General features: G+C 58.6%; 13 protein-coding genes and 4 pseudogenes. 9 read left to right on the forward strand and 8 right to left on the reverse strand.

Features of this window, described 5'->3' with window-relative positions; genetic code table 11:
* Window positions 1–364: 364 nt before the first annotated feature.
* The 3 genes and pseudogenes from P0Y33_RS05850 to P0Y33_RS05860 all read left to right on the forward strand — a co-directional run bounded on the left by P0Y33_RS05850 (window position 365) and on the right by P0Y33_RS05860 (window position 2465).
* A pseudogene (locus P0Y33_RS05850) lies at window positions 365–1178 on the forward strand (IS5-like element ISH1A family transposase).
* 336 nt (window positions 1179–1514) lie between these two features.
* Window positions 1515–1766 (forward strand): ATP-binding protein, encoded by a 252-nt coding sequence (locus tag P0Y33_RS05855; RefSeq protein WP_279529611.1) that lies wholly within the window; start codon window positions 1515–1517, stop codon window positions 1764–1766.
* Window positions 1767–1817: 51 nt separating this feature from the next.
* Window positions 1818–2465, forward strand: a complete 648-nt coding sequence (locus tag P0Y33_RS05860; RefSeq protein ID WP_279529612.1) for a response regulator — start codon at window positions 1818–1820, stop codon at window positions 2463–2465.
* 166 nt (window positions 2466–2631) lie between these two features.
* Here the strand turns inward: P0Y33_RS05860 and crcB are convergent, their stop codons facing one another.
* The 4 genes from crcB to thsA form a co-directional block, all read right to left on the reverse strand.
* Window positions 2632–2997 (reverse strand): fluoride efflux transporter CrcB, encoded by a 366-nt coding sequence (crcB, locus tag P0Y33_RS05865; RefSeq protein ID WP_279529613.1) that lies wholly within the window; start codon window positions 2995–2997, stop codon window positions 2632–2634.
* Complete coding sequence (locus P0Y33_RS05870) at window positions 2990–3376, reverse strand: fluoride efflux transporter FluC (protein ID WP_279529614.1); 387 nt, start codon at window positions 3374–3376, stop codon at window positions 2990–2992. Before P0Y33_RS05870 ends, crcB begins: the two co-directional genes overlap by 8 nt.
* Before the next feature lie 83 nt (window positions 3377–3459).
* Window positions 3460–4716: a formamidase gene (gene fmdA / locus P0Y33_RS05875; RefSeq protein WP_279529615.1), complete on the reverse strand. Its 1257-nt coding sequence runs from the start codon at window positions 4714–4716 to the stop codon at window positions 3460–3462.
* Window positions 4717–4827: 111 nt separating this feature from the next.
* Window positions 4828–6516 carry a thermosome subunit alpha gene (gene thsA / locus P0Y33_RS05880; protein WP_279529616.1) on the reverse strand — a complete coding sequence of 563 codons (1689 nt, stop codon included), beginning with the start codon at window positions 6514–6516 and terminating at the stop codon, window positions 4828–4830.
* Between the two features lie 100 nt (window positions 6517–6616).
* On the opposite strand from thsA, the gene P0Y33_RS05885 reads away from it, so the two are divergent.
* From P0Y33_RS05885 to fmdA (P0Y33_RS05905), 5 genes are all read left to right on the forward strand, one after another.
* Window positions 6617–7237 (forward strand): hypothetical protein, encoded by a 621-nt coding sequence (locus P0Y33_RS05885; protein WP_279529617.1) that lies wholly within the window; start codon window positions 6617–6619, stop codon window positions 7235–7237.
* A 40-nt stretch (window positions 7238–7277) separates the two neighbouring features.
* Window positions 7278–7856, forward strand: coding sequence for a carboxymuconolactone decarboxylase family protein (locus P0Y33_RS05890; protein ID WP_279529618.1), 579 nt, complete (start codon window positions 7278–7280; stop codon window positions 7854–7856).
* 100 nt (window positions 7857–7956) lie between these two features.
* Entirely contained in the window at window positions 7957–8481 is a 525-nt protein-coding gene (locus P0Y33_RS05895; RefSeq protein WP_279529619.1) for an AmiS/UreI family transporter, read from the forward strand.
* Between the two features lie 71 nt (window positions 8482–8552).
* Window positions 8553–9374, forward strand: coding sequence for an MOSC domain-containing protein (locus tag P0Y33_RS05900; RefSeq protein WP_279529620.1), 822 nt, complete (start codon window positions 8553–8555; stop codon window positions 9372–9374).
* A gap of 237 nt (window positions 9375–9611) precedes the next feature.
* Window positions 9612–10883 carry a formamidase gene (fmdA, locus tag P0Y33_RS05905; protein WP_279529621.1) on the forward strand — a complete coding sequence of 424 codons (1272 nt, stop codon included), beginning with the start codon at window positions 9612–9614 and terminating at the stop codon, window positions 10881–10883.
* Window positions 10884–10930: 47 nt separating this feature from the next.
* On the opposite strand, the pseudogene P0Y33_RS05910 reads toward fmdA (P0Y33_RS05905), so the two are convergent.
* A pseudogene (locus P0Y33_RS05910) lies at window positions 10931–11951 on the reverse strand (IS630 family transposase).
* Window positions 11952–12628: 677 nt separating this feature from the next.
* Window positions 12629–13051: pseudogene (locus P0Y33_RS05915) on the reverse strand (DUF7342 family protein); the annotation flags it as partial.
* 117 nt (window positions 13052–13168) lie between these two features.
* Here P0Y33_RS05915 and P0Y33_RS05920 point away from each other — a divergent pair.
* On the forward strand, window positions 13169–14656 hold the full coding sequence (locus P0Y33_RS05920; protein WP_279529622.1) for an RNA-guided endonuclease InsQ/TnpB family protein: 1488 nt from the start codon (window positions 13169–13171) through the stop codon (window positions 14654–14656).
* Between the two features lie 54 nt (window positions 14657–14710).
* Here P0Y33_RS05920 and P0Y33_RS05925 read toward each other — a convergent pair.
* Together P0Y33_RS05925 and P0Y33_RS05930 are read right to left on the reverse strand one after the other, a co-directional pair.
* Window positions 14711–14842: pseudogene (locus P0Y33_RS05925) on the reverse strand (DUF7342 family protein); the annotation flags it as partial.
* Window positions 14843–15117: 275 nt separating this feature from the next.
* Window positions 15118–15657, reverse strand: a complete 540-nt coding sequence (locus tag P0Y33_RS05930) for a hypothetical protein (RefSeq protein ID WP_279529623.1) — start codon at window positions 15655–15657, stop codon at window positions 15118–15120.
* Between the last annotated feature and the right edge of the window lie 76 nt (window positions 15658–15733).

The raw sequence follows: 15733 nt of genomic DNA on the forward strand, positions 1-15733 counted from the left end.
CGTTTCCGGTTAGGGCCCAGTCACAGTCGACGCCGCGGAGATCGAGATATCGACGTCGCCAACGGCTTCTCGCCCAGTCTCGCACCAGCTACACCCACTCAACATTTCCTCGATGCGCCAGTAGGCACCACGCTCACCGAACCAAGGACGGAAGTTGCGCCCATCTGAGACCAAGGATATCGTGGACCGAGACTCGGGCGACATGGAACGACCCAGTCAGAAGAACGGCTTCTGAGTCCTAGCCATTCTGTACTTGCCGCTTGATAAACAGATGCCTTGTTTTGCCACCGATTGATGGAAGTTTCAGACGCTCTCCCCGGAAGATTCCGTCAAGCTAACCAGGAATTGGACGCCGTCTGGCGATATGGTATCGCTCAGACGGCTTGCTTGGATGTGTCGAAACCTTGCCAAACAGCACGTTGACGATCCGGACGTACCCGCCGCGCCGGACGGCGCGGGCGGGTACGCCGAGTGGGTGCAGATCGCGTTGATTCTGTACCGTGTCGAACTGGAAAAGAGCCTCCGTGAATCCGAGGACTACCTCAACGAGATGCCCGGTGTTCTTGCCGTGTTTGGACTTGACGAAGCACCACACTACAGCTCGTTCTGCCGGTGGGAAAACGAGTATCGAATGCGTGAACTCCGCCGCCTGCTCCGCCGAAGCGCGGAGCAGGCGGGCTGGAGTGGCGAAGCCGCGATTGACGCGAGCGGCTTCCAGCGCGATCAAACCAGCTACCACTACCGCGACCGCGCGAATTACTCGTTCCAGTCGATGAAGACGACGATCTTGATTGACGTGAACTCGCTGCGATCAAGGACGTTCACTACACGACGCAGAAGGCGTGGGACGGCCACATCGGGATGCAGGTCTTCCGCCGGAACGCGGAAGACCTGCGGGTGCTGTCTGCTGACGCGAACTACTCGTGGAGCGACCTCCGTGAGGAGTGTCGCTCCGAATCAACGCGACCGTTGATCAAGCACAGGAGCAAACACCGTTGCAGAAGGCTCACAACGCCCGGATGAACGAGGACTACAACCAACGCTGGATGAGTGAGACGGGCTTCTCGCAGTTGAAGGAAGACGACGGCGAGAAGCTGCGCTCCCGGAGCTGGCACGGCCAGTTCCGGGAGCTGACTCGGAAGTGCATCATCCATAACCTGACGCAGGCGGCGAGTTAGGCTCGCCGCCTGCTCCCCTTCTCCGGACGTATCCGGGAGAGGCATCGCCGTCGTCACTCGAACAACGGAGCAAGGTGCCATAGTTTTGACTCATCAGCAACCGCCGTGAGTGACAGCTACTGCATCTTCTGAGGTCAAGAACCCGTCTCTGACGCTGTGAAACTACGAATAGTCTTCCCTACCCCGACGCTGTCTTGTGATTCAACGAGGCAAGTCTGGACCTCAGAGGTAACGCATACAGTCCCTGTCGACCCGGACAGCGGCGAGGTACTCACGGACCAACGCGCCGAGGACGACGACGTCGACCCGGACTTCGAGGACCGTGACTCCCTCATCGTGCACGTCGCCGACAACGGTCCGGGCATCCCCGACGACGAGAAAGAGGCAGTCCTCGAAAAGGGAGTCTCCGAACTAACCGAACCCGGGAACGGCTTCGGGTTGTACCTAGTGAAGGAGATGATGCACACCTACGGCGGGGCAGTCAACATTCGCGATAACGACGCGAGGGGCGAAGACACGGACACCGAGACCGACACTGAGACCGGAACAGTGTTCGATCTCGTGTTTGTCGAAGCCGCCACAGACTGAGTGGCCTGTGCTACCATGCCGCTTATTCGTATCACTCCATTAGCTAGTGTTATGGACTTCCCCCGGTCTGGAGGTGGGGCATCTGGTGGGCCTCTCTCCGATGGTGGCGGTGGGTCTGCGGAGACGACGACGGATGGTGGGCACGTCCTCGTCGTCGACGACGATGAGGCGTTCGCCAATACGGTCAAACTGTGGCTCGAAGCAGCGTGGGACGTCACGCTCGCACACGATGGCGACGAGGCTGTCGAGCAGTATGGTCCGCATATCGACGTCGTGTTGCTTGATCGGCGAATGCCGACGATGGCGGGCGACGAGGCCCTCCCGAAGATTCGCGAGCAGGAAGGAGATGCATGCATCGCCATGATGACCGCCGTCGATCCGGAGTGGGACATCGTCGAGATGGACTTCGACATGTACCTCACAAAGCCGCTTGACCGCGAGGACCTCATCGACGCCGTCGAGGAATTATTTACCTGGACACGGTACGCCCGCGAAACGCGGGCGCTGTTCAAACTAAGCTCGAAAATCGGCACCCTCGAGAAGCGGTACTCGGAGGAGGAGCTTCAAGGCGATGAGCGCTACGAGAAACTCATCGCCGAGCGCGAGCGGATCCAGCAGACCGCTCGAGAAGAGATGAATGAACTCTCCCCTCAAGAGTTGAAGGAGTTCATGCAACTGATCGACGACGCGGAGAGTTGAGCGCGGCTCGCGAGACCACGAGTCGTCGTTTGTACCGTGGCTTCGTACCTGCTGAGGATGGAGACCGCAATGGCTGTCGAAGAAGCCGACCTTCAGGAGTGTGCTGCCAGCCACGTAGCGGAATCGTGAATGGTCCACCATCCCATCTCGGCTGAGACACCACCAACTAGAAACCCGAGACAAGAACCCAGGCCAGACCGATCGCCGCGAGTGCCCCACCGAGATTCACGGAGGCGTAGAGTACCGACAGCGCTCGACGGCCCTCCTCCCACAGTTGCACAGTATCGACAGAGAAAGACGAGAACGTCGTGTACGACCCACAGGCACCAGTCCCGACGGCGTAGAGGACGGCATCACCCACACCAAGGAACGTCACGAACCCGAGGATGAAACTCCCGATGACGTTCACCGTGAAGGTCCCTGCGGGAAACGCGGAGTCTCCGAGCCAAGCGTGAAGAAGCCGATTCGTCTCGTACCGCGAGAGCGCGCCGACGACTGCACCCGCGCCGACGAGATAGGCGGGCTCAATCACTCGACTCACCTCCAAAGCGGGCGGCAAGCGACCGACCGAGCAAGACGGCGGCGAATCCGACGCCATAGTTCGCCACGACGTTAACGACGCCGAGGACGGGCGACACTTGCAGAGTCTCGAGAGCGAACGTACTGTACGTCGTGAACGACGACAGAAAGCCCGTGCCCGCGAGCAGCGAGAAATCCTCCGAGAGGAAACCAACGAACTCGGATTCATAGACGAGGAAGCCGAGCGCGAAACATCCCACCACGTTCGCGATGAATGTCTCTCCGGGGACCGGGACGAGTACCGCGAGCAAATGACGAAGGTTCGCACCTGCGAACGCACCGACCGCGATGAAGACCACGACCTGAAGCCGGTGCAAGTGTTCGCGATGCATTACTCACGCTCTCGACTTCGACGGTCAAGAAATTGTGGACCGTGGCGCTGACTGTCCAGCCAAGACCTGATTCACCAACTGAATCAGTCAGGCGTGGCAGCCGTGCCGCGGTCGACACCGCCTGCGTTTTCGAGGTTGTCCGGGTCGACGTTGAAGTCGAAGACTTCCTGCGGAACGGAGACGGTCACGCAGGTGTTCGGAAGGTCGACGACACCGGCGAGACGACTCTCGACCGGTGCCGTACTCAGGATGATGTACGCCTGTTCTTTCGTGTACCCGAAGTTGGTCAGGTAGTCGATGGCGTCGAGGCAGGCGCGACGCATCCCGATATTGGCGTTCTTGTAGTGTTGCTCGCCATCCTCCGTGACGGAATACCCCTCGAAAGTGATGAACTCGGAGAACTGCGGCTCGACGTTGCCGGGCTTGAAGATGGCGTGGTCGACGCCGAATTTCTCCATCCCGTTCTTGATGACGTCGACCTGCAGGTCGAGCCACCCGGGCATTTCGATGGCGCCACAGAACGTAATCTCGCCGTCACCCTGCGAGAAGTGGAGGTCGCCCGTGATGATCTTTCCACCCTCGACGAAGACGGGCAGGTAGACACGCGACCCACGACTGAGGTTCTTGATGTCACAGTTCCCGGCGTTCTCCCGCGGCGGGATCGTGCGGGCTGCTTTCTCGGCGGCCTCCTCGACGTCGTCTTCGTCCATGTCGCCGAGAAGGACGTCGTTGGGCTCGGGTGGGAGTGCGAGTGGTGGTTCGTCCTTGCCGGTCTCGTGGTTGACTGCAGTCTTGGCGTCCGGGCCGCGTTCGATAAGCTCGCCTTCGCGTTCGTTCCACTCCTCGAGGAGCTCGTGAGACGGCGAAGTCCCGAGAATCCCCGGGTGTGAGAGTCCTGCGAAGTGGACGTCGGGTACGTGGCGTGAATGGGTATAGACGCCGTCGAACTCCCAGATCGCTTTCCGGGCGTTCGGGAACTTGTCTGTGAGGAAGCCACCCCCGTTCTCCTGGTCGAAGATGCCCGTGAACCCCCACTCGAGATCCGGGAACGGACCGAGGTCCAGGATATCGACGACGAGCAGGTCTCCGGGCTCGGCGCCTTCGACCTCGATGGGACCACTGAGGTGGTGGTTCGGGTCAAGCTCCATGTCCCGAATGTCGTTTGCACTGTCGTCGTTGTTCACCTGCCCCCCAGTCCAATCGAGCGTTTCAACCCGGAACTTCTCACCCGGCTCGACGGATGCTGCCGCTGGGACGTCCGGATGCCACCGGTTGACAACTGGATCCGGTTGCTCTTCCGGTGGTTTGTCGACGTCGACTTCGAAGATCGTCTCTGGCATGGTCCGTGGTAACAATCAGACTAATCAGTTAAATATCTATCCTGTATTTTCCACGTATTTAATAGGCGTAATATTGAGTGAGTGAACTCGTCAAAATTGTCGGTACACAGGTTAATGACCGACGGCCCAGGGGTAGCCGCCAGTGTCCTGGAGTCCACCGTGACCGTGGTCATGATCGTGGTCGTGGCCGTGGTCGTGATCCCCGCCAGTCTGCTCGGCCGCGATGATGTCGTCGACGCGGAGGATCATCGTCGCGCCTTCGAGTGCATTCGTGAGTGCATAATGTTTCACCGCCAGTGGTTCGAGCACCGCTTCCGCGCGCATGTCGGCGACTGTCCCATTCACGACGTCGACGCCCGCGGTCGTCTCTCCACGGTGCTGATGAGTACGAAGCTCTGCGAGCGTGTCGATCGCGTCGAGCCCAGCACTGGTGGCGAGCGTCCGAGGGATCGCTTCGAGTGCCTCCGCGAACGATTCGACGGCGAGCTGTGATCGACCGCCGACCTGGGAGGCGAAGGTATCGAGGTGGTGGGCAAGCGCCATCTCGCTTGCTCCACCACCGGGAACAACTGCTTTGTCCTGAAGGGCGAGTTGCGCGACGGAGAAACAGTCCTTGATCACGCGTTTCGTCTCCTCGGCGACGTGTTCGGTCCCACCACGAAGGAGAAGCGAGACGTGTGATCCGGGGACGTCCGTCGAGATAACGACGAGGTCGGTCGTGCCGACTGAACGCCGGTCGATACGCGGTGCTTGGCCGATGTCGGTCAGTGCCAGGTCGTCGACGTTGCGTTCGAGCACGGCGCCGGTCACGCTGGCGACCTTGTGCATCTCGTCCTGTCGCGTCCGCTCGATGGAAAGGATGCCCTCTCTGGCGAGACGCATTCGGATCTCGTCGTCGATACTTTTCTGGCAGAAGACGACGTCGACGCCGAGCTCGGAGAGCTGTTGGACCGCCTCGACACGGACAGACTCCTCGTAGGACTGGAGGTCACGAAGCTGGGCTGCGTCACTAACAGACGTATGCGAGACGGCATCGGCTGAGTCAACAGTGAGCTCGGTATCCAGAAGCGCGACAGACGCGGATTCGTACGTGTCTGGAAGGTGAACGTCGAACGCCTCGATCGTCGTGGAGGAACTTCCGATGTCGATACTGAGTCCATCGAGCACCTCAGAGTCCCGGAGTGAGCCACCGGGAATCGATTGAAGCGTGATGTTGCGGACGTCGACCGAATCCCCTTCTGCGACGTCCGTGAGCGCGCTGACCGCCAGCGAGGAGAGATATCGTGCGGACTCGTCGTCCCACTTGCCCGTCACAGCCGTCTCGGCAACGCGTCGGAGTTCCGCTTCGTCTGTTGGGTCGACGTCGATCGATACCTTCCGGAGTTGATCGAGAGCTTCCTCGGCCGCGCGTCGATATCCCTCGATAATCGTCGTCGGATGGAGTCCCTCTTCGAGGAGGTTCTCGGCGGATTCGAGTAACGCCCCGACGAGCGTGACTGTCGTCGTCGTCCCGTCGCCGACTGTCCCGTTCTGACTCCGTGCAGCCTCAGCGAGCATCTTCGCCGTCGGGTCATCCAGGTCCATCCGTTCGAGGATACTCGCACCGTCGTTCGTGACGACGACGGTCCCGTCGCTACCGACGACCATCTTGTCCATCCCGTTCGGACCGAGCGTCGTCCGAACTGCCTCGGCGAGGGATTTTGCTGCGGCGATGTTTGCCGCCCGCGCTGTCGCCCCTTCCGAGCGATCGACCTCGTGTGTGACCCAGAGATTGGAGCCGGGTGTGCGACGCTGCGTCATGTCATCCCACACCAGTTACCTCCGCCCCTATAAGTCATTGTGTCGCTATATTGGTAACATGGGACAAGGCTAAGGTGGTCGATTCAGAACCCCGCTACCGATGACCTCACCTCGCTTACCGGACCTCGATGATTGCGTTACAGTCTATCTGGACGTCTGGGACGTATTTGGGACGGACACCTTCAACGTCGGCGACCTCGTCGTCGAACTTCATCAACGCGAGACCGACACCGATCTGCTCGACGGCGTCGGCCCACAACGACAAATCGATTTACTCACAGCCTACGGACTCTTAGAGCAGGTCTCAGGCGACCGTTATCGGGTTCGCTGCCAGCCCGACGAGACCCAACTGGAGTGGTGGGAACAACTCGAAGAGCAAGTCGAGGAACTCCACGACGCCGTCCATGAGAAACGACGAACAGTCTCGGAGGGTGGCGACAGGCCGCTTCTCACGTATCGTGGCCATACCTACGTCAGTCTCTTCGTCGACGAAGGGACGCCCATAGCTGACGTCATCGACGAAGTCCACGAGATCGACGATCTCCACGACGGCGTCGCACTCCGCTCGCCCGCAACGTTGGCAAACGAAGTACAGGATATCGCCGACGAACTCTGTAGTGTGACCAGAGACGACATTGAGCCCTTCGAGAAGGTTAATTCGGAGGTGAAGGGCTCGAACAGCGACGACCTCGAGTTCCGGCTCTTCATCGCCCCACGTTGACCGGGCGAACTATACTGTTCTACGATGCCTGTGCTAACGTATGCCAACCCGTATCGAACCACTGTCGCCAGACGACGCCGAGGACGAAACGGTAGCAGGGCTGCTCCAGGAGGCCCAGAACGGGTGGTACCGGGATACTGCGTTCTTCGGTGCGATGGCCTACGCACCCGAACTCTTCGAACGAATCCACGCACTCTTCGATACGTTCCCGGTCGCCGAGGATATCGATCTCGAACTCCTCGAGTTGATGCGACTGCGGATCGCGGCCGTCCACGAGTGTGCATACTGCGCGACAGTCCGGACCGTCGCAGTCGAGGACACAATCGCGGCCAAAGAGGACGCGGTGATGAGTACAGATATCGACGAACAGGCACTCACAACCAGAGAAGCCGCCGCCGTCCGTCTCGCGGATGCGCTCGCGAACGACCCACACCGCTTGTCCGACGCCGAGTTCACCGCGATTCGCGAGACCTTCACGATCGACGAGTTCGTCGAACTCCTGCTGTTCGCCAGTATCGAAGTCGGCCTCGACCGTTTCTGTATCGCACTCCGCCTCGATACGACGGCCGAGAGTACGTACCCGTCCGGACTCGAGTACCCATACGACCGCGAAGGTTAATTATAGAGTGAAAGGGTTGAACCGAACAACAAAGATATAAATAAACAGATTGAGTGTGAGACAATGCCACTCATGATTCGACCACGGAGGAGATTGAGCCATGTCGTTGTATAGTGTGCTCGGGATGGGGCTGCTCTTCGTTGGGGGAGTCCTCGTCGTCAACGGGCTGTGGTTACACGGGTATGGAGGAGACGATGACGTCGCGATCTTCAACCTCCTCGTCGGCATCATCACGTTCTTGATCGTGATGTGGTGGGGATTCGGCGGCGCAGCGTCGCAGGGCACTCCCTTCAACGCCGCGGGGACGATGCTCTTCTCGTTCACGTATCTCTGGCTCGGCGTCAACGCCTATCGCGGCACCGAGGATCAACGCGGATTTGGCTGGTACTGTGCGTTCGTCGCCGTCGTCACTATCCCGACTGGCTATCTCACCCTCCTGACTGGAGACATCGGGCTCACTCTCCTCTGGTGGGTCTGGGGGGTTCTCTGGGCAACGTTCTGCCTGCTCTTGGCGCTGGAGCGAGACGAATACACCGAGCCGATTGCGACCTTTACAGCCCTCGTCGGCGGCGCGACGGCACTGGCCGGGTACTTGATGGCAGCCGGATTCTGGCCGTGGGCCTGACCTCCTCACCACCCTTGGTTATTGAGAACCATGCCCAATAGTTATTAAGTTGAATTGTACATAGAGTAGTGATGGCACACATAGAGAATCTCTGGGTCTACCCAGTCAAGGGACTCGACAGGATGAGCGTCGAGTCGATCAGTATCAATGGGGCGGGGACGTTCGAAGGCGATCGAGAATACGCGTTGCTCGACCCTGAAGAAGACAACGTCATCGAAGACCGCTTCGACTCTGTCGGCAAGACATTCAACGGAAAAGAAATCGATCACACACACGAGGTTACGTCGTCGTTCGATCCAGAAACCGACGTCCTCACCCTCCGGATGGACGAGACCGGTGAGACGTACGAGTTCGACCTGACTTCCGAGCGCGACGCAGCAAGCGAGTGGTTCAGTGAATTCGTCGGCGAACCCGTCGACCTGCGACGTCGAGAACCGCCATCCTTCATCGACCGACCAAACCTGGGTCCGTCGGTCATCAGTACCGGGACACTCGAGGAGGTCGCATCGTGGTTCGACGAGATGACCGTCGACGGCGCGCGAATCCGTCTTCGGCCGAACATCGAGATCGGCGGTGTCCCTGCGTTCTGGGAAGACCGTTTCCTCGGCGATGATGCACCGACCTTCGAAGTGAATGGTGTTACCTTCGAGGGTGCGGAAGCCTGCGCACGTTGTGTCGTCCCCTCGCGCGACCCCGATACCGGCGAGCCAATAGAGAAGTTCCAACAGCGATTCGCCGAGAAGCGTGAAGCAACGCTCCCCGAGTGGGCAGACAGAGACGCCTTCGAGCACTTCTTCACGGTAATGCTCATCACGAAGATCCCAGAGTCCGATTACGGGAAGTCGGTTAGCGTCGGCGACGACGTCCGTATTCGAGACGAAGTAGAAGCGTAGCCACCGTCTTTTCTCTGCGAACAGGGGGTACCGCAACCAGACTCGCTGAGTCCTAGTGGAACGTATACGACCGAATTCGGCGTTAATACCTCTTTAAGGAAGGTTAGAGTACGCAAGTGCAAACGCTACTGTTCAACAAGACCGGATAAGAAATAGGGCCTGACACAGCTGTCTAGAGATGTCACGTCGATAATAGGATAAGAGATATTTGTTAGCCATTCAACCACATATGCGGATATGCCCGAGGTCAAATTCGAAGTTGACGTTGACAAGCCACCGGACGAACAGCCGGGAGCGAATCCCTTCAATCGCTGGCACCCGGACATTCCAGCGGCGACGAAAACGGAGCCTGGGGAGGCAATCCGGCTTGAAGCGCTCGACTGGACTGGTGGACAAATCGGAGACAACGATGACCCGAATGAGGTCCGCGACGTCGATCTCAGTCAGGTCCATTATCTCGCTGGACCAGTGCACGTCGAGGGCGCCGAGCCTGGAGACCTGCTGAAGGTCGAGTTCCACGACATGGGTCCGCTCAACAACCGCTCGGAGTTCGGGTTCACCGGCACGTTCTCGCAGCAGAACGGCGGTGGATTCCTGACAGACCACTTCTCCGATGCAGCCAAGTCCATCTGGGATATCGATGGATACACTGTTTCGTCACGGCACGTCCCTGACGTCCGCTACGAGGGGAAGATCCATCCAGGGCTTGCCGGCTGTGCGCCCAGTCAAGAGCTCCTCGAAGAGTGGAACGAACGCGAACAGGAACTCATCGACAAACACGAGGAAGATCCCGAGTCCATCCCCAACCACCCGACCGGCGAAGCAGAACCACCCGTCGCGAACCCGCCGACGACAGAGGGTGCACAGATGGGCGAGATGGATCCCGACGAGGCAGAAACAGCGGCAAAGGAAGCGGCGCGGACTGTCCCACCGCGGGAACACGGCGGTAACCACGACATCAAGGACCTTTCAATCGGGTCGACTATCTACTTCCCGGTGTACGTCGATGGTGCAAAGTTCGCAGTCGGTGACTTCCACGCCTCACAGGGCGACGGCGAAATCACCTTCTGTGGTGCCATCGAGATGGCCGGCTACGTCGACGTCGAGTTCGATCTCGTGAAAAACGGGATGGAAAAACACGGCGTCGATCATCCGATCTTCGAGCCGGGTCACCGCGGACCGAACTTTGAAGACTACATCACGTTCTGTGGCTATTCGGTAACGGAGGATGGAGAACAGCGATATATCGACTCCCACACCGCTTATCGTCGTGCATGTCTGCAAGCGATCGACTATCTGAAGAAATTCGGCTACACTGGCCAACAGGCACTCCACATTCTCGGGACGGTCCCTGCCGAAGGTCGACAGAGCGGCGTCGTGGACGTCCCCAACGCGTGCTCTACGCTGGCAGTCCCGAAGGGGGTCTTCGAGTTCGATATTTCGCCAGGCAAGCTCGAGAACAGTGCCGATCGAGGTGATGTCGTTGTCACGGACGAGCCACTTGGGTAGTGCCACTTCCACGGACGAAGCCGTGTGGCTCCCCAAGCTTTTGATACTCACGGACATAAGTACGTAAAGACATCTGGTACGTTGATATCGTCCAGTGCACAGAGAGCAGCATCACGAAGTTCGTCAAGCGTTTCGAATAGGCGGTTGCCGAGTGATTGATCGAGTTGTCGCCAGCACTCTTCCGCGGGGTTCAGCTCTGGTGAACCCCGCGGAAGGTAACACAGTTCGATCGGAGTATCTTCAACGAACTCTTGGACTCTGTTCGCCGTGAAATACGAGGCGTTATCGAGGACAACGCAGATTTTCTCGCCGAACTCTGTCTGGAGTGCATCCAGAAGACGAATCGTCGTGTCGCTGTTGAAGTTTTCCTCGCAGGGGAGAAAGAACGTCTCATCAGTATCGCTGACTGCACCGAGAAGTTTGATGCTGTCCCACGCGCCCGTCACCGGGAGTGACGGGCGCTCACCCTTGGGAAACCATGCGTGAATCAGTGTCGAGAGAACCTGTCGCGTCTGATCAATGGCTAAGATCGTGTATTCGTCGTCCAGGTTGTCGCGCTTTTTTTGAACCCGTCTTGCCATGCTTCCTGTGCTCTCTCATCGGATTTGTGAAACTCCGGCCGGGCTGTCTTCCAGGACAGCCCGGCCTCGGTCATCAATCGTCGAACGTGACGCTCACAGTACTCAACGTCGAATTCCTCGGCGAGATAGTGACGAGCAGTGGAACAGACCACGCAGGCGCGTCAAGTCCAACTTCCTCTGGAGACTTGTGAAGCGCTTCAACGAACTGTTCATGCTCTTTGTCGGAGAGTTTTGAGGGCCTTCCTGAACGGTGTTCGTCGTAGACGACCTCCTCGAACGGCTCGTCGGCGAGCCGTTCGAGTCGATCAAGCCACCGCGAGAGCCAGCCAGCAGTGTATCCATAGCGTTCAGCGACCTCTTGTAGCGTCGCACCGTCTTCTTCAAGGTAATTGATCGCCGCCATGAGCCGTTGTGACGGCTTTTTTCCCTCGACCTCCGCCAAGACCTGGCGGAGGTCTTCGGTAGAGACGTTGTCGAGAGAGGTCATATCGGAGTAACGTACTCTTCTTTGAAGTATTTTTGGCTGACAGTATGAGGACTTCACGACTCTTAGCTGGACACCCCTTTTTCGCGTTGTAAACAACAGCGATAGCTCTTGGCTGTCCAGGGTCTGTGGATACCTAAACAAATAGCCACAACAGCTTTTCTCAGGCTAGTGGTAGGATATCTTGCCTCGACGCTTTCACGGGCGTACCGAGGTATCCGTGGTGGCACTCCGCTTGCGAGCGCCGACGTACTCCCACCTGGCGTCGGCGCTCGTTCGACCCTTCTGTGACGAGAGTTCGGAGTCGTCCCCACACCAATACGGCACGAATTCGACGTCGTGGAACCTGGTTGCGCCGTCGCGTCCACTACCCACTACCGACTCGTGATCTACCTTCGGGGCAATTTCGCAGAACCGTTCGACGAGCCGAATGTGTGGGCGCCCACGCGGTTCGAGAACGGCATTTCGACCAGCAGCTGAACACGCTCGACCCATAGACGTCTCTCGATGGCGCCCGGTGTGAGGACTACTCGCCGTTGAGGAAGGAATGTTCTCTCTTACTTCACCAGCGACGGCGACACGCTCCTGTATTGGGGCTGGGTAGTGGAAGAACACCTACGACCGCGACCTCCCGCGGGTAGGAAAGCGAGCGGACGAACACGATACTTGACCTCCACCGCCTAAAGGCGGCGAGTTCGATCGTTGGTTGGAGTGAGGAAGTCCCATTCGCGGATGGCGAATCCGACAATCTCGATACGCCGTTGGAGATGTTCCCATTCGCGTGCGATCTCGCGACGATGGTCTTCCTCGTCGGCGTCAAGAGACTCGTCGGTGAGCGTCCCGCGAATCTGATTCGGCGACTCGACTCCGAATTCGTCCTCCCAATCCCGAATCTGCGCCTTCATGTCGGCGAGGCGGTCCGTGAGCTCCTCAACAGTGTGTCCGCTGTCTCGCAGACGCATCGCCTCCTGGATTGCTTGGCGGCGATAGTCAGGGAGATACGTCGTGTGAGTAGCACTTTCATCACGATGGAGGATGCCATCATCGACGAGTCGTTCGAGGACACGTTTAGTCGGCTCATGTGACAGAGTATTAGCGGAAGCCTACGACTTCAGTCGTGGGTCTAAGCGATAGGCACTGTCTCGATTACCATGTTCTGTGGCCGGCCGTGATTCTCTGGGTCGGAATGGTTTTCCCTAGTGAAATCGTACAGGTTGATGATGCGGCGCACCAATACGTTCGAGCTACGGGCATTCTCACAGCGGGAGCGATGCCTATTGCTCGAACTGTTGGATGCGTCGGCTGCCTGTTACAACGAGGTAAATTACGAGCGCCGGCAGGCTTTCTTCGACGTTCGAGAGAACGCTGAGCAGCGAGTGCCGGTCAGTGAACTGCGGACAGCAGTCGAAGGTGCGACCACCCAGGAGAAATACCGGCAGCGCTACAAGCAGGTCCTCAGTTCGAGTACGCCCCAGCAACTCGTCCAGAAGAACTGGTCGACGTGGAAATCGTTCTTCAAGTTACTCTCGAAATACCGTGATCCGGAGAATGAGACGGTCACAGACAAACCGTCGCCGCCAGGATACTGGAAGGATGGCGAGCAGCGAGTGTTACACACGGTCATCCGGAACGATCAGTATACGCTGGAGTTAGGCGATCGGAGTCGGGTCGAAATCCCGGTCGGGATGGAGTTGAAGGAAGCCTACGGGCTGGGGCACCACGAGCGGTTACGCCTCGAAGTTCGTGGAAAGCCACATTGGACAGGCAAGCAGGGTCGATTAGAGATTGTGTACGATCGCGACGCCGAGTCGTTCACCGCACACCAGTCTGTCGGCGACGAGAAACACCCACCTCATTGTCGACAGTCGACTACTTCGAGTTTTCCCACTACACTGGCAACCAGTTCTCGCGGCGAGGGGACGGTTGCAGCGGTGGATATCGGCGCGAATAATCTCGCCGCCGTCACAACCTCGACCGGCCAGCAACTCCTGTTCCACGGCCGCCCGCTCTTCGAGCGCTTCCACGAGTATACGAGACGGATTGCCCACCAACAGTCCGAACTGCCCGAAGAGCAGTGGTCGAGTCCACGCATTCGCGAACTGTATCGCCGTCGCGATGCCCAACGCGATCACGCTCAAGACGCACTCGTTCGCCATCTCGGCGAGTGGCTCGCCAACCACGACGTCGATGAACTCATCGTCGGGAAATTAGGCGATGTCTGTGCAAGTCATTGGTCGGCGACGGTCAACGAGAAAACCCACCTCTTCTGGGCTCACGGACGCTTCCGACGCCGGCTCGACGAAGTGCTCGGCGACGAATACGGCATCACAGTTCGCGAAGAAAGTGAAGCCGGGACCTCCTCAAAGTGTCCCACTTGTGAGAGTACGGAAGTCCATCGAAACGGGGACTTACTCCACTGTCTCGACTGTGGCACTGAGAGCCATAGCGATTTGGCCGCGAGCGTCAACTTCCTTCGTGAACAAGCCGACGAACAGCACCTCAACCTTCCAACACAAGGGCCGATGGCACGGCCCGTGGCCTCCCGAGAGAACACGACGGAGGATGGACACCACGACTACGACCAAACAGTGGTGCCACGCCTTGAGTGGGACGATCACGGCTGGCGACAGCCTGATCACTCGACCAAAGAGGACCCCACAAACCAGAGTACCACACCGGGAAACTTGCCTTCGGGGTCTCAGGTCTAATCGACCGCCTGAATCACCCGCGTAAGGAATCCCACGCTTAGTGGGAGGATGTCAACAGTCCGCTTCGGAAGCGATCCAGTTTGCAGTCCGCGGTTCAGAAAGCTGTCGGGCAACCATCCGAACACGATCTTCACCCGTCGTCTGGCGTTCCATCAGGCCCTCAGAATTCGACTCGTCTTCAGTCATACAATATAGTTCCCACTCAATCTTAATATAGGTTGAGGCTATTCGACCTATATCGAATCCCGTAGCATAGTAACACAGGCAAGTGAATTCGTCCAAGATGTTCGCGGCAAAACGGACGGAAAACTCGACGACGAGCTGCAGAACGCGATGGTTGAGTACACGGACGACCGGATGGCTCGGTTGGAGACCGACGTCGAGGCAATGAACAAGAAACTCGACGAGATCCTGACCTGCCTCTCTCAGACTGAAGCGGGAACACACACTCACCGCTTGGTTCAGAACCGGATCGTGTCGGGCTCGTCCGGCTTCAGTGTATCTGGACCGCCACCGCCACGGCGACCGAGGAACACGATCGCCTCAAGGGCGCCGTGAGTAAAGCGAGCCTCGTACGACCAGAAGAAGCCGTCCGCGATATCGTCGTGCGAGCTGTGGAACTCGAAGGATCTGTGCATCTCGTGGTCCACCCAGTATTCCTCGGCGACGGTCTGCGTCCGCGGCGACAGTGGAGAGAGTCCGCGTTCGAGTACGTCGCTCGGATCGGCGTCCTCGTAGAACGCGACGTATTCGTCCCACGAGTCGAAGCCGTGCGATTCCGCTTCGGCTTGTTTCTCTGCGGCGGTCTTCTTCCGGTACTCCTCCTCGTGGCGCAACAGCCGACCCTCAGCAGTCAGCTTGTACCGCTGTCCAGTTTGATGGCCAATCTCCTTTGTCTGCCACTCGATCTCGCTCGGGCGTCGCTCTGCGGGGAACTTCGGGAGGTCGAGTCCGTCTTCGACGACGAGTCGGTCGTACATCCCCATCGTTGTCTGTCTCATACTCCGAGCGGACGCAAAACCGTTCCGTCAATCGTGCTCGCTTCGGACACGTGGCAAGCAAACGAGTCTGGCACGT

The organism is Halospeciosus flavus (assembly GCF_029814175.1).
GTDB lineage: Archaea > Halobacteriota > Halobacteria > Halobacteriales > Halobacteriaceae > Halospeciosus > Halospeciosus flavus.

What these genes read in the sequence shown, in the direction of transcription:
- P0Y33_RS05860 (WP_279529612.1), top strand. Translation starts at nt 1,818, where the DNA reads ATGGACTTCCCCCGGTCTGGAGGTGGGGCATCTGGTGGGCCTCTCTCC.
- P0Y33_RS05870 (WP_279529614.1), bottom strand. Translation starts at nt 3,376, where the DNA reads ATGCATCGCGAACACTTGCACCGGCTTCAGGTCGTGGTCTTCATCGCG.
- fmdA (WP_279529615.1), bottom strand. Translation starts at nt 4,716, where the DNA reads ATGCCAGAGACGATCTTCGAAGTCGACGTCGACAAACCACCGGAAGAG.
- thsA (WP_279529616.1), bottom strand. Translation starts at nt 6,516, where the DNA reads ATGACGCAGCGTCGCACACCCGGCTCCAATCTCTGGGTCACACACGAG.
- P0Y33_RS05885 (WP_279529617.1), top strand. Translation starts at nt 6,617, where the DNA reads ATGACCTCACCTCGCTTACCGGACCTCGATGATTGCGTTACAGTCTAT.
- P0Y33_RS05890 (WP_279529618.1), top strand. Translation starts at nt 7,278, where the DNA reads ATGCCAACCCGTATCGAACCACTGTCGCCAGACGACGCCGAGGACGAA.
- P0Y33_RS05895 (WP_279529619.1), top strand. Translation starts at nt 7,957, where the DNA reads ATGTCGTTGTATAGTGTGCTCGGGATGGGGCTGCTCTTCGTTGGGGGA.
- P0Y33_RS05900 (WP_279529620.1), top strand. Translation starts at nt 8,553, where the DNA reads ATGGCACACATAGAGAATCTCTGGGTCTACCCAGTCAAGGGACTCGAC.
- fmdA (WP_279529621.1), top strand. Translation starts at nt 9,612, where the DNA reads ATGCCCGAGGTCAAATTCGAAGTTGACGTTGACAAGCCACCGGACGAA.
- P0Y33_RS05920 (WP_279529622.1), top strand. Translation starts at nt 13,169, where the DNA reads ATGCGGCGCACCAATACGTTCGAGCTACGGGCATTCTCACAGCGGGAG.
- P0Y33_RS05930 (WP_279529623.1), bottom strand. Translation starts at nt 15,657, where the DNA reads ATGAGACAGACAACGATGGGGATGTACGACCGACTCGTCGTCGAAGAC.